This is a genomic window from Bradyrhizobium sp. (genome assembly GCF_035570375.1).
In the GTDB taxonomy this organism is placed as follows: Bacteria; Pseudomonadota; Alphaproteobacteria; order Rhizobiales; family Xanthobacteraceae; genus Bradyrhizobium.
The window spans coordinates 25,666-51,566 of the sequence record NZ_DATMLW010000017.1 but is presented as its reverse complement, the minus strand read 5'-3'; the positions used below and the strand labels follow the sequence as shown (position 1 = coordinate 51,566).

Genomic DNA, 25,901 nt, shown 5'->3' with positions numbered 1-25,901 from the left:
TCCGCTCATGCTGCCTCTTTGAGGATCGCGGCCGGGCGCCCGAACATCATGTCCTTGCGAATCCTCGCAACCTCTTCGCGGCCGCGGATCAATTCGAGATACCAGAGCGCATCGGCGACATCGCCGACCAGAACGGCGCCGGCGAGCCTTCCTTCCGAAATCACGAGCTTTTTGTAGGTGCCGCGCCCGACATCGCTCAGCACGATCGATTCGGTGCTATCACCGCTGAGGTAGTCGCCGGCAGAAAACACGCTGACGCCGGAGACCTTCAGATTGGTTGCGACCACGCTTCCACAATAGACAGCGGTGCGGCCGGCCAGATGCTGCGCCAGCACCCGTGCCTGCTCGTAGGCCGGCTCGACCAGGCCGTAGCAGACGCCGCGATGCTCGGCACATTCGCCGAGCGCGAAAATTCCGCGCGCGCCGGTTTGCAATTGGTCGTCGACGATGATGCCACGACCCGCGGGGATCCCGGCGGCGCTTGCGAGTGCGATATTCGGCCGGATGCCTGCGGCAAAGATCACCGCATCGGCGTCGATCCGCCTTCCGTCCGCCAGTTGGACACCGTCGACGCGCCTCTCGCCCAGAATACGCGCGGTATTGGCGTTGAGCAGGACGGTGATGCCCCTGGGTTCGACCAGCGATTTCAGGAGTGCTGCCGCAGGCGCATCCAGCTGACGCTCCATCAAGCGGTCCATCAAATGAACGAGCGTCACCGGCGCGCCTGCTTTGGCAAGGCCGTAAGCCGCTTCCAGTCCGAGCAATCCGCCGCCGACCACGACCACGCGCTTTTTCGCAGCCGCCAGCGTCAGCAGGAGATCGACATCGCGGCTGTCGCGAAACGTATGCACGCCTGCCAATTCGGCGCCCGGCACATTGAGCCGCAGCGGCGTCGAGCCGGTCGCCAGCACCAGCTTCGAGAACTCGACGCTCTCGTCGTTGGCGATCCTGAGTTCGCGGCGGCCGACATCAATCTCGGTGACGGCGCATCCGTATTTCAGCGTCACGCCACGGTCGCGCCACCAATCGGCGGGCTTGAGCTCGATTTCATGAGAGGCGGTTTCGCCCGCGAGCACCGAGGACAGCAGCACGCGATTGTAGGCGAGCCTCGGTTCTTCGCCGATCACGGCGATGGCGTAGCGCCCGAGCGCGGTCTTTGCCAGTTCGTCGACCAGGCGGGCGGCGGCCATCCCATTGCCGACGATCACCAGCGGTTCGCTCACGGCGTCTCCCCCTACTCGGCCGCTTGAGGACTGCCATAGGCCTCGGAGATCATGAAGCCGGACAGGGTTGCGTAAGCCGCCTTCCATGCATCCGCGACATCGGGTGTCCAGCCCTCTCCAAGTCCCTTCTCCAGCGTCCACAGCAACGCGGCACCGACGACCGGATAATGCTCCGCCCTGGCGCCGTAGCTGACATGGCGTCTGGCGAGCGCACTCGCCGCGGGCAGGATCAAGGGAAGATTGGTAAGACCGCCGATCACGGCGGTCAGCGTCGCCATCAGCTTGCCCCGCTGCTCCTCCATGTCGGATGGAAACAACGATCTGACCTGCGGCGCGATCTCGAACAGGCGGTCGTAGAAGATCACCGCCGCCTTGTCCGCAATCGGCACGATCCTGGAAAAGCTCTGCTGCACGAGTTTGACCTGCTCCGGTGTCATGTCTTTCTCCTGCTTTGAGGCACCCTCGGCCCGCGAGAAGCGCGACGAGGGCGAGGCAGCCTTGCTCAGACGCGCGCTTCGGCGAGACCCGGCACGCCAGCTTCCGCCGGGCTCTTGCGCAGGTAGAACCACCAGGTCATCGCCAGGCAGATCGCGTAAAAGACGAGATAAATGACCAGCGCCAGTTGCGGGCCGCCGGTGATCGCGATCGACTTGCCGAAGCCGCTCGGGATCAAATAGCCGCCGCAGGCGCCGACCGCGCCGATGAAGCCGAGTGCGGCGCCACTCTCGATGCCGGCAGCCTTCAAGGCGGCCGCGCGGGCAACCTCGCCCTTGCCGCGAGATTTGCGAAGATTCTCCTCGCGGAAAATCGATGGGATCATGCGGTAGGTTGATCCGTTGCCGATGCCGGTGGTGACGAAAAGCACGAGGAACATCGCGAGGAATCCGGTGAAGTCCTTGATGCCCACGAAGTAAAGAACGCCGATGGTGGCCGCGGCCATCGCGATGAAATTCCAGAACGTCACGATCGCGCCGCCAACCTTGTCGGCCAACAGGCCGCCAAAGGGCCGCGACAGCGAGCCGACCAGGGGTCCGAGGAACGCAATCGCAATGGTGACCGCGGGAAATTGCGTCTTGATCAGTAGCGGAAATGCCGCCGAATAGCCGATGAAGGAGCCGAAGGTCCCGATATAGATGAAGGACATGATCCAGGTGTGCTTGCGCTTGACGATCGCGAGTTGATCCTTGAACGAGGATTTTGCCGAGGTGAGATTGTTCATGAAGTAGACCGAACCGATCACCGAAACGATCAGCGGCACGGTCCACATCAGCCCGGCATTCTGCAGGTAGACGCCCGCGACCGGCGTGGCCTGATAGAGATTGATGAGACCGACGCCCATCAGGATCGGCGTCAACAGCTGAACGCTGCTGACGCCGATATTGCCACCCGCCGCATTGAGACCGAGCGCCCAGCCTTTCATGCGGTCGGGATAGAAGAAGGAAATGTTGGCCATGCTGGACGCGAAGTTGCCACCGCCGAGTCCGGCCGTGGAAGCCACCAGCAGCATCAGCCAGAACGGCGTGTCGGGCTGGCTGACGAAATAGGCCAGCCCAATGGTCGGGATGAAGAGCACCGAAGCCGAGAAGATGGTCCAATTGCGTCCGCCGAACGCGGTCACGGCGAAAGTGTAGGGAAACCGCATCAGCGAGCCGATCAGTCCGGGAATAGCGACGAGCTGAAACAGCTCATCGGTGGAGTAGTGAAATCCGGCCGCGGGCAGTTTGGTTGCGACAATGCTCCAGATCAGCCAGACGGAAAATCCGATGTGCTCCGCAACGATCGACCAGATCAGGTTGCGCCGCGCGATGAACCTGCCGCTGGAATTCCAGAACGTCTCGTTTTCGGGATTCCAGTCCGAAATCCAGGTCGGGTCTTTGGAGCTCATTGCAAGATTTCCTGTTTTTGAACGGCGCGTGAGCCGTCACGGTTGCGCTTTCGCCGGGCAAGGGACCGCGTTCTGGGAACGCCGCTGTCCGGGCGCTCCCAGTCGGGACGGATGAACTGTTTTCGACGGACGGCTTCGATGGCGTCGCGAACAACTATTCAAGCTTCGTGCCAAGCCCGTTCCGCGCAAAAATCACTTCGAGAACAATGGCCTATGCGTAAAGCGCGTGGCTTCCGTCACGCCCATCGCGCAACGAAAATTTGCATTCGCTCAATTGTTGTGCGCCGCACAATAATTGAGCAGACCTGCCTAAAAATGCTCAGCCGACTGCACAGGGTTGGTTGCCGTTCGACGGCCATGCTGAACGTGCCGCCTCAGACAGTGTTGCCGCGGCCGAAGCCGCGAGAGGCGACCTCGTGGCTAGGCGTCCTCAGTTGCCGCCATCATCGGCTTCGGTGCAACGCCGTGACCCGGCTTCAGACGAAAATCATAGCTCATCAAATACCACGGCGCCGGCGCGGGCTTGCCATCGGGCATCACCGGATCGTTGCGCTTTTCGACTTTCGAAATCAGCTCGTTCTTCACCCCGAACACGACGTCTGAATCGATATACTTGTCGCCTTCGATGAAGACGTGAGTGACCAAAGGCTCGTGGCCGGGTGCATTGACCAGGAAATGCACATGCGCCGGCCGCATCGGATGGCGCCGCAGCGCCAGGATCATTTGCCCGACCGGACCATCGGTCGGAATCGGATAGCTGCACGGCAGGATGGTGCGGAAGAAGAACCGGCCGTCGGCGCCGGTGATGAAGCGTCCCCGCGATGATGGTCCTTGCGTTTCGTAATCCGGCTTTTGCGAATCGTACCAGCCGTCGTCATCGGCGTGCCAGACGTCCACCGGAACATTCGCCAGCGGCTTGCCGGAAAGATCAGTGACGCGTCCCTGCACGAACATCCGCTCTCCCGCCAGATTGGGGGAGATGTCGGTGCCGTGCGGCATCGCCTTGTGCTCGCCGACATAGAACGGGCCGAGCACCGTGGTCTCGGTCGCGCCTTCACGTTCCCTGTGGTTGACCGCATCGACCAGCATCGAAACCCCGAGCACGTCCGACAAGAGGATGAATTCCTGCCGGCTCGGCGTGCATTTCTGGCCCACGCGGGTCAGAAAATCGATCGCGTATTCCCACTCGCCGAAGGTGAGATTGGTCCTGCCGACGTAATCGTGCAGCGACTTCACCAATTCTTCCATGAGATACTTGACTCGCGGATCTTCCACCTCCTCAAAACTCTTGATGACGGCGGTGGTGAGTTCGGTCTCGTTGAATTGAGGCATTTGTGCTGTCCTGAACAAGTTCCGCGGGTGACAGCTACAAGCTTATACCAGTGCACCGGCCAGGGTAAGCGGCCTTCTCGATTGGAAGGTTGAGGCCTTTTCGGCTATCAAACTGCCAAACGCCTGTTTTCCGGAGAACTGCATGTCAGCCCTCACCCTCGCCTCACCCGAATCCGCCGGCATGTCGAGAGCCGCCTTCGATCGCATCGAGGATCATTTGAAGAGCCGCTATATCGATGCCGGCCGCTTTCCGGGAACCCAGCTTGTCGTCTATCGCCGCGGCAAGCTCGTGCACAGCGCGGTGCAGGGCTTTGCCGACCTCGAGCGCAAGGCGGCGATGAAGGACGACACGATTTTCCGAATCTATTCGATGACCAAGCCGATCACCAGCATCGCATTCATGATGCTGGTCGAGGAGGGTCGTGTCGCGCTCGACGAGCCTGTCCATAGATATATTCCGGAGTGGAAGAATCTCGGCGTCTTCCAGGCCGGCATCGCGCCCGCATTCCTGACCAGGCCGCCGTCGCGCCCGATGCTGATCGTGGATCTTCTGCGCCACACCTCGGGCCTCACTTACGGCTTTCAGCAGCGCTCGAACGTGGATGCGGCCTATCGTGAAATGAAGATCGGCGAGGTCGAAAAGGCGGGAACGCTGCAATCGATGATCGAGGAGTTGGCAAAAATTCCGCTGGAATTTTCGCCCGGCGAGGCCTGGAACTATTCCGTCTCGACGGATGTGATCGGCTATCTCATCGGCATGATCAGCGGCAAGCCGTTCGAGCAATTCCTCAAAGAACGCATCTTCGAACCGCTGGAAATGAAGGACACCGACTTCTTCGTGCCCGCCGGCAAGGCCCATCGCTTCGCCGCCTGCTATTCGGCAAGCCCGCAAGGCGCCATGACGTTTCACGCCAGCGAACGCAAGGGCGGCCTTACGCTTCAGGATGACCCGGCCACGAGCCCTTTCCTCTCCCCACCGTCGTTCATCTCCGGCGGCGGTGGCCTTTGCTCGACCGCAGCCGACTATCTCACTTTCTGCCGCGCGCTCCTCAACGGCGGCGAACTTTCAGCCGTCAGGCTGGTCGGCCCGAAGACGCTCGCCCTGATGACATCCAACCATCTGCCTGGCGGACGAACTTTGCCGGAAATGTCGCGGTCACTGTTCTCGGAGGCAACCTATCACGGCATCGGCTTCGGGCTTGGATTTTCGGTGACGCTGGATCCCGCGCTAACGCTCATTCCCGGCAGCGCCGGCGAATATGCGTGGGGAGGCGCGGCGACGACGTCGTTCTGGATCGATGCCGCGGAAGAGTTGGTCGCGATCTTCATGACCCAGGTACTGCCATCCACCGCCTATCCGATCCGCCGCGAACTGCGCACCATGATCTACGCCGCCATTACCGACAGCAATCTCTAGTGCGGCGGATTTGACGTTCCTGGCAGTCTCGCCGCGAGTGCGTTACAGGAATGTCAAATCCTAAGCCACACTCGCGGTGCGAGGCGGCGCATCAGCCGAAGTTCTGCAGGCCTGGGAACGTCTCGAGCAGCCAGATGCTGACGGCCGAGACGCTGCCGGTGAGAAAGCCGATTCCCGTGATCACGAGCAGCACGCCCATCGCATGCTCGACCCGGGCAAGGTGTCCTTTCATTCGCGCAAACAGCGACGAGAACTGCTCCACCATCAACGCTGCGATCAGAAAGGGAATGCCGAGCCCGGCGGAATAGACCGCCAGCAGTCCTGCGCCTTTTTCGACCGTGGCCTCGGCCGCCGCGACCGAGAGGATCGCGGCCAGGATCGGGCCGATACAGGGCGTCCAGCCGAAAGCAAAGGCGAGCCCCATCACATAGGCTCCCCACAGTCCGACGGGCCTAGGAATCGGCAGTCGTCCTTCGCGCATCAACAACCCTATCCGCGTCAGCCCGAGGAAATGCAGTCCCATCACGATGATGACGATGCCGGCGATGATCGAGAGCTCGGCCGACCACGCGCGGATCAGGCTTCCGACCAACGAGGCGCTGGCGCCGAGCGCCACGAACACGGTGGAAAAGCCGAGCACGAACATCACCGCCGAGGTCATCACGGCGCGCCGAGAGGACGACACGGTCTCGTCGTTGGCGACGTGCTCGATGGTCGCCCCGGTCAGGTAGACCAGATAGGGCGGTACCAATGGCAGCACGCAGGGCGAGAGAAAGCTGACAACGCCGGCGATCAGTGCGGCGGGAATCGAGACGTCGTGAATCATGCAATCATGGCTTCAAGGTTTGCCGGGCTGTCCGGCCTCCGGCGGCGCGGCATGCCCTCATGTAGCGGATGCAGGAGAATGCGCAATGAGAATGACCGCGGTGCCGGCGGAACTCTAAGGAGAACGGCAAAGGCAGAACGACAGGTGAAAGCGTGGCAAAACCCTTCGGCCGGCGTTCGGCGTCCCATCACGATCACGCGGCACCGACGTTGCTACTTGACGAGCTTCAACGTGACCGGAGAACGCCCGCGCGGAGCCTCATGCGATTTCTGAAGAGCCGGCTGTTCGGCGCGCTCCGCTTCGCGCAGCATGGCATCGCAGAGCGCCTTCAACTCGGAATCGTCAATTTGATTGAGCTTGATCCGAAGCTCGAGAATGGCCACCGACAGCAATTGGGCCGTATCCCGGTCACCGCCGACGACAAGGGCTGCCTGGCATTTTTCAAGGGTTGCCAAAACCGCGTGCAGTCTTTCTTCTGAATTGGCCACCAGCGCGTTTCCCGAGCTTGCCGGACGAAATGAAAGCGATCCAACCGACCGCCATCATAAACCCCTCTGATCCTCAAAAAATCCGAAAGTTTCGCGACAGAGGCGCTACACAGATTCGTGACTCACGAATCCGGCCTGCATCAACACGCTGGTTGCGGCATCACCACGCGGCCGAAGCCCGCGACATGCCGATTTCGGATTGCGACTCGTCGGGGACGCTAAAAAGGCGCCGGTCCGGCGGCGATGACCTTGCGAAAATGCCCTCGATCAGGCGGCCCTGCGCTCGGGCGGCTCGAGGCGGGCCCAGCAGCCCGGCGAGGGCGTTGCTAACCCCTTTTTCTTGACCCGCGACCCAACGCGTCAAAAAGTCCCTGCCTGACCGCGGTGGTTGTAGTATGATTAATAACCTGCCAAAGCTGATGGGCGAGTCGGCTGCGCGGGGGGTTTTCAGGACGAAGATTTTAAGTTGCTTTCGGTTGCTCACGGTGACATGGAATGCCGGAATATCTTACCTTTAGGTCGAATTGCGGCCGTTATTCATTCACGCGATGGCGGCCGGTACAGGTGGTTCACCGGCCGCTTGCGAAAAGCAGCAATACCCGTAAATTGTTGGAGTTTAAGAACGAATTCATCGATCAAAAATCAATCTCGAGCCGTTTATAGGGGTTGAATTGCTAACCCCGTATATTCGGCCGTTTCTAGCCAAGGACGGTAAAAGCAGTATGAACAAATCGATAGCAAAGAAGATGAAGCAGCGGAGTGCCGGCAAGTCGGACATCGAGCTCGGCAAGCGAATCCGGCTGCGGCGTGTCGAGCAGAAGATCTCGCAGGCAGAGCTGGGCGAGCAACTCGGCGTCAGTTTTCAGCAGGTCCAGAAATACGAGAAGGGCGTCAACCGCGTTGGTGCCGCCCGGCTTCAGCAAATTGCAACCGCGCTCAATGTGCCCGTCACGTTCTTTTACGACGGCGACGGCAAGGCCCGCGAGGTGGAAAGCCTGCTGTTTCTCGACAGCGCATTCAGCCTGAGATTGCTACGCGCCTACAGCAAGATCAAGGATCAGACCGTTCAACGTCAGCTGGTGTCCTTGATGGAATCGATCGCGGCGAACGAAGGCTGAAGTCGGCACCCGAAGAGGTCGGTTCTGCCTGATTGGGACCGACGCTTCGGCTTTGAGCTTGATCAGCGACAGGCGCCGCGAACGCGGTCGATCAACGCGAGCGGATCGGCCGGCAATCGGTCGCCGCGCCAGGCCACGTGCTGGTCCGGCCGCGAGAGAAGCAGTGCATCCCGGAAACAGGCCGCTTCCGGACGCTCGAGGTCGAGCACCTTGAGCGGCACGCCGCGCTCGCGGGCTGCAAGCTCGAGCGCGGCCACCTGCGTCGTGGAATCGAAACGGAGCAGCGTGAATTCCGGTCCCATCGCATCGTAGAGCGATCGGCCATCGGCGCACCACAGATGCGGCACCCGGCAACCCGGGACGGTCGAGGGTGTATAGTTGCTCATCGTATAGGAGGGATGGTTCCCGCCGTCATGGGCAATGATCGGCGAACGATCATAATAGGTGCCGAAATTAAGACCCGCGCAGGCATATTGCTGGACGTTGATCTCGTAGGTCAGACGCCCGGTCGTTTGCCGCGCATGTTCGCCTCTCACGCTTTCCTCCTCGATCTCCTCGGGCACGGCGCCACGGCGGCGAATCTCGGCTTCCGCGTGCGACATCGCAAACCGCGACACCTGATCGGTGATCGGCCCTCGCTCGGCCTCGTAGGCATCGAGAATCGAAGCCGGCGCCCAGCCGTTGAGATGGGCGGCAAGCAGCCACGACAGGTTGGTCGCATCCGCGATCCCGGCATTCATGCCGTAGCCGGCGTACGGCACCCAGATATGCGCGGCGTCGCCCGCGAGGAAAGCACAGCGGTCGCGAAAGCGGCTTGCGATCAGCCGGCGCCCGTACCAGTCCTCTTTAGATGATGTCGTATTCGAAATCGGCGCCGACGCCGAGGATGGTCCGAATACAGGCGTCGCGATCGACTTTCTCGAAGTCGATCTCGCCCGGGCTCATATAATTGTGGATCAGCCATCGTTCGCGTCCGTCGATGGCGTAGACCATCCCGGCACGGCGCGGGTTGATAACGCCGGTGCCCCAGGCGCGCTCGCAGTTCTGGCGGCGAATGAGGTCGGGCGCGCGGATATAGGTCGACTGCACGCGCTGCACGATCGCGTCTCCGACAAGCTCGGCGCCAATCGCCTTGCGGACGACGGATCGCGCGCCGTCGCAACCGATGAGATAACGGTAGCTTGCCCGCCTGGCCGAGCCTGTTTCAAGGTCCCGCACAACGACACTTACCGAATCGTCGTCAATGCTGACGTCTTCGACGAGCGCGCGGTTGACGATGTGGATGCGCGCCTGTGCCGCGGCATGCTCGAACAGGATGGGCTCGAGGAAAATCTGGTTGATGCGATGCGGCGGCTCCGGCGTCGGCCAGTTGCAATCCGGACCGTGCTTGCTCGTGAAACGGTCGCGGCGGCAGGGAATGGGAATGCGCGTCAATTCGCACCCGGTGAACGTGGTGCGGTAACTGATGTCGTGCGGATAATCCGCAGGCAGTCCAGCGTTGCGGACCTTCTCCGCCAGCCCGAGCCGCCGGAAGATTTCCATGCTTCGCGCCGCGACATGGTTGCATTTCGGCTCGGGAGGTTCTGCCGCAGCCCGCTTCTCGATCACCGTGACGTTAATTCCCCGCCACGCCAGATCGATCGCCAGCGTGAGCCCGACGGGCCCGGCGCCAACGATCAGCACTTCGCCATGATCCATCTCAGCCATGACGAGAACCGGAATCGGGTCTTGGTCGGCGCGCCATGTATCGCTCATTCGGGTTCGGCGCCCGAATCCCGCAAACGACAGCGATCGCCTCCCGCCAGTCCAACAGCATGGGTCCCCTTAGGCCTTTTTGCTCTTTATCGATCCCGGCCCTTGTCGTTTGCAAACCACATTAGTGCCCGCGGCGACATATCCAAGGCCAAGAACGCAAGGCTGGAGTATTGCGGCCATGCAAGGGCCGCATTTTCGATTTGACTGTCGCTTTGCAAGGCTTGCAGCGGGAAAAGTAGCTGATGTCAAATCCGCTCCGCCAGGTTAATTTCAAAAGTCGGTTTCTTGAACCAAGTCCTCTCCTGTCCTTCAGTTTTCACCACTGAGTCAAACCTCTGATTTAACTTCCGCACCTCGCGCATCCCCGGGGATTTTACTTATGCGAACAACGACTATCCTTGTCGCTACCCTCCTGCTCGCGACCGCCCCCGCCTTCGCCCAGAACGCAGGCCACCCCGGCGCGGCCGACCCGGCGCGAGCGACGCCCGGCAAGTCGGCCATCGCCGCATCCACGCCGGAATCGCGCTCGGCTGCCGCGCTGGCGCTGTCGCGCGAACCGACCTTCGACGAAGGCACGGCACAACGGATCAGGGAGGCGGCGCTGAGCTATTCCGACATCGCGGTCCGTGGCGGCTGGCCGCTGATCGCCGCCGACGCCAAATTCGCGATCGGCGTGGCCGGCCCGCATGATGATCTTTTGCGCCAGCGTCTGATCTCAAGCGACGATCTGGCGGCCGACAGGACATTTGGACCGTTCGACGAGGTGGTCGCCGAGGCCGTCAGGCGCTTTCAGGTCCGCCATGGCCTGGCCGCCACGGCCACGGTGACCCCGCGGACATTGGCCGCGCTCAATGTTACCGTCCATAAGCGGATCAGGCAGTTGGAGGCCTCGCTCGAACGCATCCAGAACATGAATTTCCAGTTCGGGCCGCGTTACGTGGTGGTGAACATTCCGGCCGCTTTCGCAGAGGCGGTCGAGAACGATGTCGTCGCGCGGCGCTACCGCGTGATCGTCGGCAAAACCGAGAAGCCATCGCCGACGCTGACCGCTGAAATCACCAGCGTTAATCTCAACCCGACCTGGACTGTGCCCTCGTCGATCGCCAGAAGCGAAATATCGGCGCATATGCGCAAGGACGCGAGCTACCTCTCGCGCATGCACATGGAAGTGCTCGATGCGCACGACAATCCAATCGACCCCGGCGCGGTCGATTGGTCCGGCATGCGCACGCCGAACTTTACCGTGCGTCAGCAGAACGGCACCTGGAACGCGCTCGGCGCGCTGAAGATCGACATGCCCAATCCGTACTCGGTCTACATGCACGACACCAATCAGCGGAATTTGTTCAGCGACGACTACCGTTTCGACTCCCATGGCTGCACCCGCGTCGACAACGTCCGCGATCTTGCGGCCTGGTTGTTGCAACCCGAGTTGCCGAAATGGAACCGTGCCGCGATCGATGCCACAATCGCCACCGGCGAGCGCCAGGATATCGTCTTGCCGAAAAAGGTTCCGGTGGCCTGGATCTACCTGACCGCATGGATGACCAGGGACCAGACCGTTCAGTTTCGCAACGATATCTACGATCAAGACGAGCAGCTTCTTGAGGCGACCGCCGAGGAAGCGGCCTTTTTCGGTCAGGCGGCCAATCACCCGCTGACCGCACATATGGCCCAGTAATACCGGTTCATTTTCCGGAACTTTCGCGCTTTGTGGGCGTTTTGAGGGGTTAACCCGGCTTCAAGGCCAACACCCGAGGGGAAGTGCGTGGAGCGTAAGGAGCGTTTCGAGGCCGCTGCGACGAGTGATGGCCGCTATCGCATGCTGGTCGATGCGGTGACCGATTACGCCATTTACATGCTCGATCCGAACGGCATCATCACCAGCTGGAATCCGGGGGCGAGGCGGTTCAAGGGGTACGAAGAGGCCGAGATCCTCGGCGAATCCTTCTCTAAATTCTATACCGACGAAGACCGGAAAGCGGGCCTGCCGCAGCGCGCGCTTCAAACCGCCGAGCGCGAGGGAAAGTTCGAGAACGAGGGATGGCGGGTCCGCAGGGACGGAACCAGGTTCTGGGCCTACGTCGTCATCGATCCGATCCGGGACAATTCAGGCAACCTGATCGGCTTCGCCAAGGTCACGCGCGATCTCACCGAACGCATGCTGGCCGAGACCGCGTTGCGCGCCAGTCAGGAACAATTCCGGCTGCTTGTGCAGGGCGTCACCGATTACGCGATCTTCCAGCTCAGTCCCGAAGGCCACGTCTCGAGCTGGAATACGGGCGCACAGCGGATCAAGGGGTACGCGCCGGGGGAGATCATCGGCAAGCATTTCTCGACCTTTTATACCGAGGAGGACCGCAAAGCCGGCCTGCCGCAACGGGCGCTTGAAACAGCGACACGGGAAGGCCGCTATGAAAAGGAGGGCTGGCGCCTCCGCAAGGACGGAACAAAATTCTTTGCTCACGTCGTCATCGACACCCTTCGCAATGACGACGGTTCGCTTTACGGCTTTGCCAAGATCACCCGCGACATCACCGAGCGCAGGGCCGCCCAGCGCGCGCTGGAAGAGACGCGCGAGGCGCTGGTCCAGGCGCAGAAGATGGAAGCGATCGGACATCTCACCGGCGGGATCGCGCACGATTTCAACAATCTCCTGATGGCCATTCAGGGCAGCCTTGAGCTTTTGCAAAGGAGACTTCCCAAGAACGACCCCAAGATCGCGCAGCTTCTTGAGAACGCGGTGCAGGGTGCGCAGCGCGGCGCCGCCCTGACGCAGCGAATGCTGGCGTTTGCGCGGCGCCAGGAGCTCAAGCTCGTGGCACTCGACGTGCCGGAACTCGTGCAGGGGATGACCGAGCTCCTGCAAAGCTCGCTTGGTCCATCGATACAAATCGACACGCATTTCCCCGAACAGCTTCCGAAGGCTTTAGCCGACCCGCACCAGCTCGAACTCGCGCTGCTCAACCTCGCGATGAATGCGCGGGACGCCATGGCGAAGGGAGGCGCCATCGTCCTGGGCGCAACGGAGCGGAAGGTGACCAACGAGCCGGGATTGAGGCCAGGGCATTACATCTGCGTGACGGTGACCGATACCGGCACTGGGATGGATCAAGCCACGCTCAAGCGCGCGCTCGAGCCGTTCTTTACCACCAAGGGGATCGGCAAAGGCACGGGCCTCGGGCTTCCGATGGTTCACGGCACGGTGCAGCAATCGGGCGGGAAACTCGTCCTCAAGAGCAAGCCGGGTGTCGGCACGACCGCTGAACTCTATTTGCGCGTCGCGCAGGGCGATACGTCCCCGGCCCAGAAAGAGATCGCGCCGCAGGCGTCAATCTCGCTGGGCAGGACGCTCACGATCCTCACCGTGGATGACGATCCGCTTGTCGCGCTCAATACGTCCTCGCTTCTGGAGGAGCTCGGCCACAGCGTCTACAGCGCATCGTCCGGATCGCGCGCACTTGAAATCTTGCGTCGCGAAGGACACATCGATCTCGTCATCACCGACCAGGCGATGCCGGGCATGACCGGCTCCGAGCTTGTCTCGAAAATCCGTGCGGAGAGGCCGGATTTGCCGGTCATACTGGTCACCGGCTACGCTGAATTGCAGCCAGGAGAAGGCCAGGGGATTCCCCGGCTGGCCAAGCCCTTCCGACAGGGGGATCTCGCCGACGCCATCGCCCGGACCATGGCGCGAAGGCAAATTCAAATGTCTGCGTAAGCGCCCCCACCAACCGAGCCGCTCTCCCGGCCAGTGCCGGGATTTGAGCGTCATGGCGGGCGTGAACGCCTCGCGCGAAAATCGTGGACCGGTTTCGTCATCGCCCGATGACGATGCCCGCCTTTGGTCCCGCCCCTGGCCCTTCGCTTCGCCCCTTCCTTGGCCCTTTCCATGGCCATTGCTGAAAAACCCGGGCAATGCTTCATTGCTGACCCCATCAGGGTTCCGCGCTCGAAAGCCTTTGAAGCCATGCTCGACATCCCCAGAGACAATGAGAAGTCTTTCGCCGAAGGCAAAATCCTCAAAAGCATGACCGAAGGGGTCGGCGTCGTCACCTTCAACAACCCCGAAAAGCGCAACGCAATGTCGCTCGACATGTGGGAAGGGCTTGGACAGGCGTTGACCGAGTTGCGCGATAACCCCGAGGTGCGTGTCGTGATCCTGACCGGGGCCGGCGACAAGGCGTTCATGTCGGGCGCCGATATCAGCCAGTTCGAGAAGAATCGCCACAACGCGCAAGCCTCGGAAGAATATTCGAGACGCAGCGATGCCCAACGTGCGCTGCTCGCAAATTACCCGAAGCCGACGATTGCCTGCATTCGCGGCTTTTGCCTTGGCGGCGGCATGCAGGTCGCGATGCTGACCGATATCCGCATCGCGGCGGCCAACAGCCAGTTCGGCATTCCCGCGGCAAAACTCGGCATCGCCTACAGCTATGACGGCCTCAAGCATCTGGTGTCGCTGGTCGGGCCGTCATGGGCAAGGCTGCTTTTGTACACGGGCATGCGGATCGACTCCGCGGAAGCGGAAAGGATTGGCCTCGTCGATCGGGTGGTGGCGGATGGGCAGGTGTGGAACGCAACCTTCGAGATCGCCCGCACCATCTCCGGCAATGCACCACTTGCCATACAAGCCGCCAAGATCACGATCGCGCAGGCGTTGAAGGACCCTGACCAGCGCGACATGAAGGCGATCAAGGCCATCGGCACGGCTTGCATGGATTCGGAGGATTTTCGTGAAGGCAGGCGCGCTTTCATGGAAAAGCGCAAGCCGCACTTCAAGGGCAGATGATCTTCGCTTCGAGTTCGGGTCGTCTGCCGATCAATTGCCGGCACCGACGAAGGCATTCCTACTTTAGTTCCGATCAGGGCAACCGGTCGCGATGTCCATGGATCATTCGACTGATGTGAGCCAATTCACATCGAATGCCTGCGAATTAGCATACAAAGGACCAGGTTTCTTTGGTAGCTTCAAGATGGCCAACGCCGGCAGTCGGTCAAGGAGCACCCTATGACCAAGCCGTTTCACTTGCCGCTCGGCTGCAGCCGGTCCTACCTTCGAGCTGCAATGCGAACCTCGGTTTTAATTGTTGGTTCGCTATCTTCCTTTGCGGCCTGCGCGCAAACTTATCCGGTCAGCGGTGTCTGGGTCGCGATGGATCATCAATTTCCTCAGTCCAGAGCAGGAGCGTGTTCGACACTCAAAACAATCGGGGTTGACGCACTTTTTGGCGGGTCTTTTCCGACGGTGATGATTTTCTCGGACGGCCAGAGATTTGTGGTGCGAGGAGGTCGTCCGGCGGAGCTGGCAATCAGATCTGTCAATAGCGTAAAGGATGGTGGTTTTCGGATCACGGAATCGCTTGGCAAGCGTGGCAGTTGGTTACCCTGGTTCAAGAACCGGCAGTTCCATTTAAAGATCGTTGACCCGATGCTTATCGAAATCGCAGAAGGACCCGTTAGCACTCGCTTCTTCAAATGTTCGTCTGATCGCACGCCACTTTGAGAACTGGCTCTGTCACTCAAGGAAGGGCCAAAGCCGGAGGTCCATTCCCGGCCGACTCGATGTTCGTTCACCCCCGATAGCGCATCGCTTCAGAAGTAACGAAGGTCGGCTTCACGCCAACAAGTTCTCGGCTCACTCAGGCCTCAAATCTTCTGGTGGGCGAGCCCACGCATCCGTGCTTCGAGGGCGTAAGTTTTCGGGCTCCCACCCGACCGGCCTTCAGCCGGCCACCCTCCCGACGCTTCGCGGGGATCGCCAGCCGCGGTTCCTCAATCCCTCTGGCTGGCTGCCTTGGCTCCGGACTACAGTGTCGTCAGCACGGCGTTGCCGATGTCGGAAGTGCCGTTGCGGCCGCCGAACTCCATCGGCTTGATGCCGCCGGCATAGGCCTTGTCGACCGCGCGCTCGATGCGCTCGCCTGCTTCAGCCGCCGACTGAAGGCCGTGCTTGTCGGCGAGCCAGTCCAGCATCATCGCAGCCGAGAGAATCATTCCGGTCGGGTTGGCCTTGCCCTGCCCCATGATGTCAGGCGCGGTGCCGTGACACGGTTGAAACACCGCGTAGCGGTCGCCGACATCTGCCGAGGGCGCCATCCCCATGCCGCCGATCAGGCCGGCCGTCATGTCGGAGAGGATATCGCCGAACATGTTCTCCATCACCATGACGTCGAAATCCCAGGGCCGCTTGACCAGCATCGCCGAACAGGCGTCGACATAGAGGCGGTCGGCCTTCACTTGCGGATGGCGTTTGGCCGCCTCATCGAACATCTCGCGAAAGAAGGCGAAGGCCTTGAACACGTTGGCCTTGTCGACGCAGGTCAGGCCGCCCGGCCGGCCGCGCGCCTTGCGCCGTTCGGCAAGCCGGAAGGAAAACTCGAACAGGCGTTCCGAAGTCTTTCTTGTGATCACCAGTGTCTCGCGCGCGTCCTCATCGGTGACAACGCCCTTGCCCATCGAGGCGAAAAGGCCTTCGGTGGACTCGCGGATCACGACCAGGTCGATGCCGCGCTGGTCGGCGCCGACGATCGGGCTCGGCACGCCGGGGATCAGCCGCGCCGGACGCACGCCGGCATAAAGGTCGAAATGGAAGCGCAGTTCCACCTGCGGCATAATCTCGGTGTTGTCGGGATAGCGCACCGACGGCAGCCCGCAGGCGCCGAGCAGGATGGCGTCGGCCTCCTCGCACAGTCGCACCGTCGAGTCCGGCATTGATTTGCCGGTTTCAAGATAATGGTTGGCGCCGGCCGGCGCCTCGGTGAAGCGGAATTTCAGATCCGTGGTCTGTTCGATCTTGCGCAGGACTTCAAGCGCCGGCGCCATGACCTCGGGGCCGATGCCGTCGCCCGGAAGCACGGCAATGTGGAGCGCGTTGTGGGCTGACATGCGGATTTCCTTTGGGTAGGGCATAGAAGTGACAGCAAAACATCGTCATTGCGAGGAGCGAAGCGACGAAGCAATCCATTGTTCCTTTGTGGCCTTGTGGATTGCTTCGCGGAGCCTGTCATCGGGCGCGCATTCGCGCGACCCGTTGGCTCGCAATGACGGAAAGAGGCGTCCTACGGCGTGAGGACCGCGCGGCCGACCAGTCTGCCTTTCTGCAAATCGACCAGCGCCTCGTTGGCCTTGGTGAGCGGCATCGGCGTCACCGGGATCGGCGGGATTTTCCTGGCGCGCACGAGATCGAGCAGTTCCCGGGTTTCCCGGAGATTGCCGACATAGCTGCCCTGGATCGTGATCGCCTTGATGGGAATGAGCGGCAACGCCCACGGCGCGCCGCCGCCGAACAGGCCGACGATGACGAGCTTGCCGCCCTTGGTCAGGCAATCGAATCCGAGTTGCGTCGTCTTGGCGTTGCCGACCAGATCGATCACGGCGCGGATCGGTCCACCGGCCTTCTTCGCCAATTGTTCAAGCGCGTCGGGCGCGTTGCCATCGACGGACGCCAGCGCCCCCACCTTCTCCGCCGCCTCTCGCTTGCGCGGGTCGATGTCGACGATGATGGCGCCCTTTCCTCCCAGCGCTTTGAGCAACGACAGCGCCATCAGCCCGAGCCCACCGGCGCCGAAAATGACGATCGGCGAGTTGAAGGCGAACTCCACTTTCTTGAGCGCGCTGTAAGTGGTGACGCCCGAGCACGCATACGGCGCGGTGGTCACGGGATCGAGGCCTTTCAGGTCCAAAAGATATTTTGGATGCGGCACGACCATGTGATCGGCATAGCCGCCGTCGCAATAGACGCCGAGCGAAGCCGGCTTGAGGCACATATTTTCGTCGCCCGCAAGACAGGTTTCGCATTTGCCGCAGCCGAGCCAGGGATACACCAGCGCAACGTCGCCGACCTTGAGACCGCCAGTGTCGGCCTTCGCGTCGGGTCCGAACGCAAGGATCTCGCCGACAGTTTCGTGTCCCATCGTTCGCGGCAGCGACACGCCGCGATCCTTCAGAGAAAGCGGCTTTCGTCCGTGACCAAGATCGTAGCCGCCCTCCCAGATGTGAAGATCGCTGTGACAGACGCCCGCCGCCTTCACCTTGATCAGAACCTGCGTTCCCGAAGGCTGTGGCGTCGGCTGCTCCACTTCCTTCAAGGGGGCATTGAAATCGGCGACCTGGAAACTCCTCATCGTTCTCTCCCGTTCTTCATTATTTTACCGATGCTATTGAAATACGCTTTGCGGCTGTGCCGTTCAACAGCGTTCCGCCTGCGGCGATTTTCCGGCCATCGCCGCTATGCGATCCTCGGAGAGACCGCTCTCGCGAAGCAGCGCGAGCGTATGTTCGCCCAGCGCGGCTGCGCGCGTGCCGGCGGCGACCCTGGTTCCGGACATTCTGAACGGAAGGTTCACGACCCTGAATGTGCCGCCCGCATCCTCCACCTCGGCGAGCGCGCCGCGATGAGCGAGCTGCGGATCGCGCAGCGCTTCGGCAACCGTGCGATAGGCCGAGCAGGGAACGCCGTGGGCATTCAATTCGGTGAGACATTTTTCGGTCGTTATCGTGCGCGACCAGGTTTCCACGCCATCCATCAACTCGGTCCAGTGATCGCGGCGGTCGGCATATTTCGCAAAACGCGGATCGTCGATCCATCCGGGACGGCCAGATGCGCGCATCAGGCATTGGAACGTCTTTTCGCTGGCGATAGTCACCATCACATATCCGTCCGCCGTCTGGAGCGGACCGAACATCGGGCGGCTCGGCGGTTTCACCTCAAACTGCGCGCCCTGGACTTCGTTTGGCGTCAGGCTGAGCATCGATTCCAGCATCGACACATCGATGTGCTGGCCTGTTCCGCTGATCTGGCGCTGATACAACGCCGCCGAGATGGCGCCGAACGCGTAGACGCCGGTCAGCACGTCGGCGTGATAGATGCCGCAATAGTCGGGCCGGCTTCGACCGGGCTGGTACGACAGATGAGCCATGTCGTAACCGGAAGCCGCGTGGATGACCGGCGCATAGGCCGGCAACTCCGCCGACGGCCCGGTCTGGCCGTATCCGGAAATCGAGCAATAGATCAATTTCGGATTAAGCGGCTGCAAGCAGGCGTAGTCGAGCTTCAACCTTCGCATCACGCCGGGTCGGAAATTCTCAACGACGATGTCTGTGGTCGTGACAAGCCGGCGGATGACTTCGATCGCCTCCGGCGCTTTCAGGTCGAGGACGAGACTTTTCTTGCCGGCGTTGAGCTGACCGTAGAGGCTGCTGCAGCCATTGCGGACCGGCGGGCGAGCCCGCATGGTTTCTCCTTCGGCGGACTCGATTTTGATGACCTCCGCTCCCATATCGCTTAGCATCCGCGCGCAATGCGGACCGGCAATGGTGGTCGAAAAATCAAGGACACGAAGCCCGTGAAAGCTCCCGGTCGTATTGCCCTCACCCGCAGCCGTTATTGTCATCGTGCTGAACTCCCCATAGCCTGCGTAACCGAACCATGCTCGACAGGATACGAATGTCAGAACCGGGACACTAGGGCGCCGAATTCTGGCATCATCCGCCCGAGGCCAGGGCGGCCGGCTCGAGCGGCATCATGGGCATGCCCTTTATCTGATTGAAGAAAAAACTGGAACCGTTCTTGCATCACTGGAGTTACTTCGGTCGCTTTTGAGAGGGTGCTTTTTTTGAAAGTCCTCTTCGTCACCACGGAAATGGACGACTTCGTCCGGGTGGGCGGACTGGCGGCCGTCTCGGCGGCGCTTCCCCGGGCGCTCCGTCGCTGGGCCGACGTCAGGATCATGCTTCCAGGCTACGGCGACGTCGTCGAACAATTCACCCATCTGGAAATTGTCGGCCATTCTCCGGCGCTTGCGGAGATGCCGGCCTGCTCGCTCGGGCTGGGATCGACCAGGGACGGCTTGCCCGTTTACGTGCTGTTGTGCCCGCAGCTATACGACCGGCCGGGCAATCCCTACGGCGACGAGACGGGCCGCGACTGGCCCGACAATGATATCCGCTTCGGCCGGCTGGCCTCCGCGGCTGCCCAACTCGCGGAAGGCAGGCTGGACAAGAATTGGGCAGCCGATCTGGTTCATGCCAATGACTGGCAGGCGGCGCTGGTGCCAGCCTACCTCGCCTGGCGCGAGGTCAAGATCCCGAGCATCCTGACCATCCATAACCTCGCCTATCAGGGGCTGTTCGCGAAAGAAACGCTGGGCCGGATCGGCGCCCCCGAGGAGTCCTTCCATATCGGCGGCCTCGAATTCTATGACAAACTCTCTTTCCTCAAGGGCGGCCTCATCTACGCTTCCCACCTGACCACCGTCAGCGAGACCTATGCCCGGGAGATCACCACGCCCGAACTCGGCTGCGGGCTCGAAGGTCTGTTGCGGCAGCGCTCAGAGGCGCAGCAACTGACCGGAATTCTCAACGGCATCGACGAAAGCTGGGACCCGCGCGTCTGCGCGCAGCTTGCACAACCCTTTGCCCCCGGCGACTGGGAAGGCAAGCGCGCCAACTCCGAATATGTCCGCCAGCAATTCGGACTGGCGGTCTCGCGTGGTCCGATCTTCGGCCTGGTCGCCCGCCTCGTTCACCAGAAGGGCATCGACCTCGTGCTGTCGGCCGCGGACGAGATCATTGATGCCGGAGGACAGATTGTCGTGATCGGCACCGGTGAGCCCCGCATCGAGCAGGCGCTGGTCGACGCACATCGCCGCAGGCCGGACGCGATCGGCGTCACGATCGGATTCCACGATGGTCATGCCCGGCGGATTTTTGCCGGAAGCGATTTCACGCTGATGCCTTCACGCTTCGAACCGTGCGGACTGAGCCAGATGTATGCGCAGAGGTTCGGATCGCTGCCGATTGGTCATCAAACCGGCGGACTGGCTGAAACCATCACCGACGGAGAAACCGGATTTCTGTTCGCCCGACCATCCACCGAGTCGTTCCTCGGCGGCATCCGTCGAGCGTTCTCGACGTTCACGTTGAAGGACCGCCTGAATGCCATGCGGCGCAGCGCGATGGCGCGATCCTTCAGTTGGGATATCTCCGCCGCCTCGTACGGGGCGCTCTATCGCAAGACCGTGCTGACCTAAAGCGTAATGGCTTTAGGTCGACTCGCCATCGCGTTAGTTTGTTGGTTGCCCATGATCTTTTCGGAAAACCGCTGCACACTTTTCCGGATCATGCGCTAGCTACCGCTTTCGGCCGGCTTCTCCGGTTCCCCTTCGTCATCGGCTATGGCGCGCCACGCCGCGCCTTCGAGATCGTCATACTGTCCGCTCTTCAGCGACCAGAGAAATGCGAGCAGGCCGACAAACCCAAGACCGAGCGCCAGCGGCACCAGGATGACCATCACTTCCATGACGTTCCCCCTTCCACTTGCCGGGCGCGCAGCGCGTTCAACATGACAAGGATCGAGGAGCCGGACATCGCCGCGGCTGCGATCAGCGGCGTCACCACCCCGCTGATGGCAATCGGAACCGCCAGAATATTGTAGAGGACGGCAAGCCAGAGATTTTGTCGCATCAGCTGCAGCGCCTTGCGGGCGAAGTCGATGGCCACAATCACCGGCGCCAATGGCTTGCCAAGAAAGACCAGATCGGCGGTCGCCTGGCTCAGATGCGCCGCGCTGATCGGCGACATCGAAACGTGCGCGGCGGCGAGCGATGGCGCATCGTTCAGTCCGTCGCCGACCATCATCACCTTGTAACCGCTATGCTTGAGTTCCTCGATGCGTGCGATTTTGTCAGCCGGCGTCACCGCCACCCGCCACGTTTCGATCCCAAGCGCGCGCGCGGCGGCCCGGACCGGCCCCTCGCGGTCGCCGGAGAGAATTTCAAGCGCGATGTGCCGCTGCTTCAGGCCGGCAGTGATCGTGTGGGCATCGGGGCGAAGCGCTTGGCGAACGGAAAATACGTACCGCTCCTCGCCGAAGCGAAATGCAACAAACGATGCTTCCGGATCAAGACGCGCGCATTCGGCAACAATTTCTTCTGCCCGGCAGAACGAGGGACGCCCAAGCCGAGCCTCCAGGCCGCCGACCGTCGCCCGCACTCCCTGCCCGGGCTCTTCGACCGCGCCCACGATCGGCGTTTTTGCGTTTGCAGTACGAGCGACTGCCGCCGCGACCGGATGACGGCTCGAAAGCGCCAATTGCCCGGCGAGTCCCAGCACAAACTCAGGGACATCGGCCGCGTTGACAACTTCGAGGTCGGGCAAGGTCAGAGTCCCCGTCTTGTCAAAGATGATACGGTCGACATCGGCCACACGTTCGATGGCGTCGCCGGAATTGAGCAGGACACCGGCCTTGAACATCGCGCCCGAGGCGACCGTCTGCACGGTCGGGATCGCAAGCCCGAGCGCGCAAGGGCATGTAATAATAAGTACGGCTACGCCCGTGACGATGGCGTCGTGCCAACTCGCGCCCACGAGCACCCAGCCGAGCACAGTGAGCAGCGCAGTTGCGTGCACGACCGGCGCATACAGGCGGGACGCGCGGTCCGCGAGGCGGACATAGCGCGAGCGCGCCTGCAGCGCGTTGTCGAGCAGGCGCGTGATCTCTGAAAGCAGCGTGCTTTCCGAAGCAGCGGAGACGCGAATGCGCAAAGTGCCGGAGATGTTGAGCGAGCCGGCGTAGACCGCGGTGCCAGCCTTTGCATTCGCATGGGTCGTCTCGCCCGTAATCAGGCTTTGGTCGATCTCGGAGCGCCCGTCGATCACGACGCCATCGACTGCGCAACGCTCGCCCGGCCGCAAAAGAACGACGTCGCCGGGGTCGATCGCCGCTACCGGCACTTCGGCGATCTCGCTAGAGCCGACAAACTTGGTGGCCGTCTCGGCTTTAAGCGCGGCCAGATTTCCGGCGACCGCCCGGGTTCGCCGCCGCATGCTCTGATCGAGATAGCGGCCGACCAGGAGAAACGTCAGCAGCATGATCGCCGCATCGAAATAGGCGTGCTCGGCATGATTGGCGGTCTCGACCAGCGACATGCCGAGCGCAAGCAAGACTCCGATGCTGATTGGGACGTCCATATTGACGCTGCGCGTGCGCAACGCCCGATACGCCGATCGGAAAAAGGGTTGGCCCGCATAGGCAGCCGCCGGCAACGCGATCAGCGCCGACATCCAGTGAAAGAAGTCGCGCTGTTCCGGCAGCATGTCGCTGACATTGCCTGACCACACCGGAACAGAAAGCATCATCACGTTCATCGTGGCGAACGCCGCGACACCTAGGCAGCGTAACAGAAAACGCGACTGCTCGTTCTCGGCAGCCTCTGCACCGGCAGTCTCAAACGGATAAGCCTTGTAGCCGAGCTCGGCCAGGCGGTCGATAAACCTGGATGGATCGAGCGCGCCCTGCTTCCATTCCAGCGCGACACGGCGGTCGGTGAGATTCACGCGTGCGAGCGTGACGTCAGGAATTGCCGAAAGCCCGCGTTCGATTTTTGACATGCAGCCAGCGCAATGGACGCCTTCGACGGCCAGATCGATGTGCTGGAGGCCTGAGCCGATATCTTTGACGTAATGCGAAAAATCCCGCGTCACCTGCACGATGCGGTCCTTCTAGTTCAGCAACACGCGGTTCTTTGACAGGAACATCCGCTTTCCGGCGGCGTCGCCTTCGATCACCAGATCCCATTGGCCTGCGGCGACGAGTGTTGCGGTGCCGCGATAGATGCCGATCCCGACCTCGGCGAACTCCAGCGGCCGATCGGCCCGTCGGTCGGTTGGCCGCTCGAGCCGCCCCTGAAACCTCAAGCCGGAAATCGGCGCGCCGCGGCTGTCGTGGGCCTCGACCCGCAACGTCGTGTCGCCTTCCGCGCCGCGTTGGATATGCGCGTCAACCCGCCAGTTTCGCGCGTTCTGATCGCGAGCGGCAGCAATCTCCTTGCCAAAGCCAAGGCTCGCGCTGTAGGAGCTGTCAACTTCGGTGCCAGGCAAGGTGTCGATCGCCAGCTTCATCATCACGAAGTTCACGGCAAACACCACGCCGAAAAACGAAAGCAGCGTCAAAAGCACAAAACGTCCGGTCAACGGTCTCGTAGCACGCGGCGCGCTCATGCGGTACTCCTCGAAAATCTCATGGCGAGGCAAGCTGTCGATCCCCGAAGCGACCTCGGTCACTTTCCTCCGCCGAGCGAGTGCACATAAACCGCCAAGGCCTTGATCGTGGAGGGATCGAGCCGGTCGACCCACGCAGGCATCACGCCGGAGCGGCCATTGGTGATCGTTTCGATGATGGTCGCCTCGTCGGAACCATAGAGCCAGATCTTGTCGGAGAGATTCGGCGCGCCGAGCTCCTGATTGCCCTGGCCCTTGTCGCCGTGGCACGATACGCAGTTGTCTGCGAAGATTTTCTTGCCTTGGGCTGCATCGTATCCCGGTGCGGTCGGCAGGCCCGATAGCGAGCGAACGTAATTGGCGACCGTGACGATCTGTTCGGGCTTGAGCACCCCCTCCTTGCCGAAGGCAAGCATGGCGCTCTCGTGAGTCTTCGGATTGCCTGAGCGAATGCCGTACTGAATAGTCTGCATGATCTGGTCGAGCGTACCGCCCCAGAGCCAGTCGTCATCGTTCAGGTTGGGATATCCCTTGGCGCCGGCCGCGCCGCTGCCATGGCAGGGCGCACAATTGTCCCCGAACACCGTCCTGCCGCGGGCCCGCGCCATGGCAAGTAAGGCCGGATCCTTCTCGATATCGGCCAGAGAAGCCGAACCAAGCACGGCCATTTTCTCACCACGTATCTTCTCAAGATTGGCGAGTTCGACTGCAACGGCACCGCGGGAGGACCAGTGCAACACACCGGTGGTGTAGTTCGACAACAGCGGCCAGGCCGGATACACGATCCAGTATCCGATGGACCAGATGATGGTGGCATAGAAAGTCAGGAGCCACCAGCGCGGCAGCGGCGTGTTGAGTTCCTTGATCCCATCCCACTCGTGGCCCGTGGTGGTCTTGCCCGAGACGTGATCGATATCGCCCTGCTCTGCCATGGCTCTGTCACTCCTCGCGCAACGGTATCTTCGACGCCTCGTCGAACGCCGACTGGTTGCGGGGCAAAAGCGCATAAATCAGGATTGCCAGGAATATCCCGACAAAGATCGGGGTCCAGAACACCGTCACAAATTCCGAGACCAAATTCTCAACCGTCAGCATTGCGCGCATCGTTCTGCCTTCTCAGCGAAGATTGGCTTTTTCGTTGTAGAGCTTGAAGTCGACCAGCGTGCCTAGCATCTGCAAATAAGCGACCAGCGCGTCCATTTCGGTAGGAGGGCCGGCCTTGCCGTCGAAATTGCGCACCACCGCCTTCGGATAGCGCTTGGCAAAGGCGTCGACGCCGGCGTCGTCCGGATCGGCTTGCGCCCTCAGATCGGCCTCCGCATTGGCGATCTGATCATCCGTGTACGGCACGCCGACCATCCGGTTGGTCTTCAGGTGAGCCTCGATGGTCGAGGCATCGACTTCAGCTTCGGCCAAAAAGGAATATCCGGGCATCACCGATTGCGGAACGATCGACCGCGGATCCATCAGATGCGTGACGTGCCATTGATCCGAATATTTGGCGCCGACGCGCGCAAGATCCGGCCCCGTTCGCTTGGATCCCCATTGGAAAGGATGGTCGTACATGCTTTCGGCGGCGAGCGAGAAGTGGCCGTAACGTTCCACCTCGTCGCGCAAGGACCGGATCATCTGCGAGTGACACAGATAGCATCCCTCGCGGACGTAGATATTTCGCCCCGCGAGTTCCAGCGGCGTATAGGGCCTGACGCCGTCGACCACCTCGATCGTGCTCTTGAGATAGAACAGCGGGACGATTTCGACGAGGCCGCCGATTGCGACCACTGCAAGAATTCCGACGACAAGGATGATCGAATTCTTTTCGAAAATTTGATGCCGGGCCCAGAATGTCATTTGTC

Annotated in this window: 24 protein-coding genes; 7 read left to right on the top strand and 17 right to left on the bottom strand. The window is 61.5% G+C overall.

Annotated features, from left to right (window positions below; translation table 11 throughout):
• Positions 1–5: 5 nt before the first annotated feature.
• The 4 genes from VNX23_RS01905 to VNX23_RS01890 all read right to left on the bottom strand — a co-directional run bounded on the left by VNX23_RS01905 (position 6) and on the right by VNX23_RS01890 (position 4,440).
• Entirely contained in the window at positions 6–1,223 is a 1,218-nt protein-coding gene (locus tag VNX23_RS01905) for an NAD(P)/FAD-dependent oxidoreductase (protein ID WP_325627407.1), read from the bottom strand.
• Between the two features lie 11 nt (positions 1,224–1,234).
• A complete protein-coding gene (locus VNX23_RS01900) occupies positions 1,235–1,660 on the bottom strand; it encodes a globin family protein (RefSeq protein WP_325627405.1) in 426 nt (141 codons plus the stop codon).
• A gap of 65 nt (positions 1,661–1,725) precedes the next feature.
• Positions 1,726–3,108: an MFS transporter gene (locus tag VNX23_RS01895; protein WP_325627403.1), complete on the bottom strand. Its 1,383-nt coding sequence runs from the start codon at positions 3,106–3,108 to the stop codon at positions 1,726–1,728.
• Between the two features lie 420 nt (positions 3,109–3,528).
• The gene (locus VNX23_RS01890; RefSeq protein WP_325627401.1) at positions 3,529–4,440 is read right to left on the bottom strand and encodes an intradiol ring-cleavage dioxygenase; all 912 of its coding nucleotides are present in this window, start codon (positions 4,438–4,440) and stop codon (positions 3,529–3,531) included.
• A 142-nt stretch (positions 4,441–4,582) separates the two neighbouring features.
• On the opposite strand from VNX23_RS01890, the gene VNX23_RS01885 reads away from it, so the two are divergent.
• Positions 4,583–5,857, top strand: coding sequence for a serine hydrolase domain-containing protein (locus VNX23_RS01885; RefSeq protein ID WP_325627399.1), 1,275 nt, complete (start codon positions 4,583–4,585; stop codon positions 5,855–5,857).
• 91 nt (positions 5,858–5,948) lie between these two features.
• On the opposite strand, the gene VNX23_RS01880 is transcribed toward VNX23_RS01885, so the two are convergent.
• The gene (locus VNX23_RS01880; protein WP_325627397.1) at positions 5,949–6,683 is read right to left on the bottom strand and encodes a cytochrome c biogenesis CcdA family protein; all 735 of its coding nucleotides are present in this window, start codon (positions 6,681–6,683) and stop codon (positions 5,949–5,951) included.
• Between the two features lie 212 nt (positions 6,684–6,895).
• Positions 6,896–7,171: a hypothetical protein gene (locus tag VNX23_RS01875; RefSeq protein WP_325627395.1), complete on the bottom strand. Its 276-nt coding sequence runs from the start codon at positions 7,169–7,171 to the stop codon at positions 6,896–6,898.
• Positions 7,172–7,893: 722 nt separating this feature from the next.
• Between VNX23_RS01875 and VNX23_RS01870 the strand changes: the two genes are divergently transcribed.
• A complete protein-coding gene (locus tag VNX23_RS01870; protein ID WP_325627393.1) occupies positions 7,894–8,289 on the top strand; it encodes a helix-turn-helix transcriptional regulator in 396 nt (131 codons plus the stop codon).
• Positions 8,290–8,351: 62 nt separating this feature from the next.
• Here VNX23_RS01870 and VNX23_RS01865 read toward each other — a convergent pair whose 3' ends face one another.
• Positions 8,352–9,110 (bottom strand): FAD-dependent monooxygenase, encoded by a 759-nt coding sequence (locus VNX23_RS01865; protein ID WP_325627438.1) that lies wholly within the window; start codon positions 9,108–9,110, stop codon positions 8,352–8,354.
• Between the two features lie 25 nt (positions 9,111–9,135).
• The gene (locus VNX23_RS01860; RefSeq protein WP_325627391.1) at positions 9,136–10,044 is read right to left on the bottom strand and encodes an FAD-dependent oxidoreductase; all 909 of its coding nucleotides are present in this window, start codon (positions 10,042–10,044) and stop codon (positions 9,136–9,138) included.
• A gap of 379 nt (positions 10,045–10,423) precedes the next feature.
• Here VNX23_RS01860 and VNX23_RS01855 point away from each other — a divergent pair, with 379 nt between their 5' ends.
• The 4 genes from VNX23_RS01855 (at position 10,424) to VNX23_RS01840 (ending at position 15,550) form a co-directional block, all read left to right on the top strand.
• Positions 10,424–11,725, top strand: a complete 1,302-nt coding sequence (locus tag VNX23_RS01855) for a L,D-transpeptidase family protein (RefSeq protein WP_325627389.1) — start codon at positions 10,424–10,426, stop codon at positions 11,723–11,725.
• Between the two features lie 87 nt (positions 11,726–11,812).
• The gene (locus tag VNX23_RS01850; protein WP_325627387.1) at positions 11,813–13,765 is read left to right on the top strand and encodes a PAS domain S-box protein; all 1,953 of its coding nucleotides are present in this window, start codon (positions 11,813–11,815) and stop codon (positions 13,763–13,765) included.
• Between the two features lie 249 nt (positions 13,766–14,014).
• Positions 14,015–14,836 (top strand): enoyl-CoA hydratase, encoded by an 822-nt coding sequence (locus VNX23_RS01845; RefSeq protein WP_325627385.1) that lies wholly within the window; start codon positions 14,015–14,017, stop codon positions 14,834–14,836.
• A gap of 219 nt (positions 14,837–15,055) precedes the next feature.
• Complete coding sequence (locus tag VNX23_RS01840) at positions 15,056–15,550, top strand: hypothetical protein (RefSeq protein WP_325627383.1); 495 nt, start codon at positions 15,056–15,058, stop codon at positions 15,548–15,550.
• Between the two features lie 302 nt (positions 15,551–15,852).
• On the opposite strand, the gene VNX23_RS01835 is transcribed toward VNX23_RS01840, so the two are convergent.
• The 3 genes from VNX23_RS01835 to VNX23_RS01825 form a co-directional block, all read right to left on the bottom strand.
• On the bottom strand, positions 15,853–16,932 hold the full coding sequence (locus tag VNX23_RS01835) for an isocitrate/isopropylmalate dehydrogenase family protein (protein ID WP_325627381.1): 1,080 nt from the start codon (positions 16,930–16,932) through the stop codon (positions 15,853–15,855).
• A 173-nt stretch (positions 16,933–17,105) separates the two neighbouring features.
• A complete protein-coding gene (locus VNX23_RS01830) occupies positions 17,106–18,170 on the bottom strand; it encodes an alcohol dehydrogenase (RefSeq protein WP_325627379.1) in 1,065 nt (354 codons plus the stop codon).
• A 63-nt stretch (positions 18,171–18,233) separates the two neighbouring features.
• Positions 18,234–19,439 carry a CoA transferase gene (locus VNX23_RS01825; protein WP_325627377.1) on the bottom strand — a complete coding sequence of 402 codons (1,206 nt, stop codon included), beginning with the start codon at positions 19,437–19,439 and terminating at the stop codon, positions 18,234–18,236.
• 222 nt (positions 19,440–19,661) lie between these two features.
• Here VNX23_RS01825 and glgA point away from each other — a divergent pair, with 222 nt between their 5' ends.
• Positions 19,662–21,077: a glycogen synthase GlgA gene (gene glgA / locus VNX23_RS01820; protein ID WP_325627375.1), complete on the top strand. Its 1,416-nt coding sequence runs from the start codon at positions 19,662–19,664 to the stop codon at positions 21,075–21,077.
• 95 nt (positions 21,078–21,172) lie between these two features.
• Here glgA and ccoS read toward each other — a convergent pair whose 3' ends face one another.
• The 6 genes from ccoS to ccoO are packed head-to-tail and all read right to left on the bottom strand — an operon-like array spanning position 21,173 to position 25,896.
• Positions 21,173–21,346 (bottom strand): cbb3-type cytochrome oxidase assembly protein CcoS, encoded by a 174-nt coding sequence (ccoS, locus tag VNX23_RS01815; RefSeq protein ID WP_325627373.1) that lies wholly within the window; start codon positions 21,344–21,346, stop codon positions 21,173–21,175.
• On the bottom strand, positions 21,337–23,535 hold the full coding sequence (locus tag VNX23_RS01810; RefSeq protein ID WP_325627371.1) for a cation-translocating P-type ATPase: 2,199 nt from the start codon (positions 23,533–23,535) through the stop codon (positions 21,337–21,339). The genes ccoS and VNX23_RS01810 overlap by 10 nt, the downstream gene beginning before the upstream one ends.
• A gap of 12 nt (positions 23,536–23,547) precedes the next feature.
• Positions 23,548–24,045 carry a FixH family protein gene (locus tag VNX23_RS01805; protein ID WP_325627369.1) on the bottom strand — a complete coding sequence of 166 codons (498 nt, stop codon included), beginning with the start codon at positions 24,043–24,045 and terminating at the stop codon, positions 23,548–23,550.
• Between the two features lie 59 nt (positions 24,046–24,104).
• Entirely contained in the window at positions 24,105–24,977 is an 873-nt protein-coding gene (gene ccoP / locus VNX23_RS01800; RefSeq protein WP_325627367.1) for a cytochrome-c oxidase, cbb3-type subunit III, read from the bottom strand.
• A gap of 7 nt (positions 24,978–24,984) precedes the next feature.
• Positions 24,985–25,149, bottom strand: a complete 165-nt coding sequence (locus VNX23_RS01795) for a cbb3-type cytochrome c oxidase subunit 3 (RefSeq protein ID WP_325627365.1) — start codon at positions 25,147–25,149, stop codon at positions 24,985–24,987.
• 12 nt (positions 25,150–25,161) lie between these two features.
• Entirely contained in the window at positions 25,162–25,896 is a 735-nt protein-coding gene (gene ccoO, locus VNX23_RS01790; protein WP_325627363.1) for a cytochrome-c oxidase, cbb3-type subunit II, read from the bottom strand.
• Positions 25,897–25,901 lie beyond the last annotated feature (5 nt).

Coding starts and splice junctions, on each gene's coding strand:
- VNX23_RS01900 (WP_325627405.1), bottom strand. CDS start 1,660: ATGACACCGGAGCAGGTCAAACTCGTGCAGCAGAGCTTTTCCAGGATC.
- VNX23_RS01895 (WP_325627403.1), bottom strand. CDS start 3,108: ATGAGCTCCAAAGACCCGACCTGGATTTCGGACTGGAATCCCGAAAAC.
- VNX23_RS01890 (WP_325627401.1), bottom strand. CDS start 4,440: ATGCCTCAATTCAACGAGACCGAACTCACCACCGCCGTCATCAAGAGT.
- VNX23_RS01885 (WP_325627399.1), top strand. CDS start 4,583: ATGTCAGCCCTCACCCTCGCCTCACCCGAATCCGCCGGCATGTCGAGA.
- VNX23_RS01880 (WP_325627397.1), bottom strand. CDS start 6,683: ATGATTCACGACGTCTCGATTCCCGCCGCACTGATCGCCGGCGTTGTC.
- VNX23_RS01870 (WP_325627393.1), top strand. CDS start 7,894: ATGAACAAATCGATAGCAAAGAAGATGAAGCAGCGGAGTGCCGGCAAG.
- VNX23_RS01860 (WP_325627391.1), bottom strand. CDS start 10,044: ATGAGCGATACATGGCGCGCCGACCAAGACCCGATTCCGGTTCTCGTC.
- VNX23_RS01855 (WP_325627389.1), top strand. CDS start 10,424: ATGCGAACAACGACTATCCTTGTCGCTACCCTCCTGCTCGCGACCGCC.
- VNX23_RS01845 (WP_325627385.1), top strand. CDS start 14,015: ATGCTCGACATCCCCAGAGACAATGAGAAGTCTTTCGCCGAAGGCAAA.
- VNX23_RS01840 (WP_325627383.1), top strand. CDS start 15,056: ATGACCAAGCCGTTTCACTTGCCGCTCGGCTGCAGCCGGTCCTACCTT.
- VNX23_RS01835 (WP_325627381.1), bottom strand. CDS start 16,932: ATGTCAGCCCACAACGCGCTCCACATTGCCGTGCTTCCGGGCGACGGC.
- VNX23_RS01830 (WP_325627379.1), bottom strand. CDS start 18,170: ATGAGGAGTTTCCAGGTCGCCGATTTCAATGCCCCCTTGAAGGAAGTG.
- VNX23_RS01825 (WP_325627377.1), bottom strand. CDS start 19,439: ATGACAATAACGGCTGCGGGTGAGGGCAATACGACCGGGAGCTTTCAC.
- ccoS (WP_325627373.1), bottom strand. CDS start 21,346: ATGGAAGTGATGGTCATCCTGGTGCCGCTGGCGCTCGGTCTTGGGTTT.
- VNX23_RS01805 (WP_325627369.1), bottom strand. CDS start 24,045: ATGAGCGCGCCGCGTGCTACGAGACCGTTGACCGGACGTTTTGTGCTT.
- ccoP (WP_325627367.1), bottom strand. CDS start 24,977: ATGGCAGAGCAGGGCGATATCGATCACGTCTCGGGCAAGACCACCACG.
- VNX23_RS01795 (WP_325627365.1), bottom strand. CDS start 25,149: ATGCGCGCAATGCTGACGGTTGAGAATTTGGTCTCGGAATTTGTGACG.
- ccoO (WP_325627363.1), bottom strand. CDS start 25,896: ATGACATTCTGGGCCCGGCATCAAATTTTCGAAAAGAATTCGATCATC.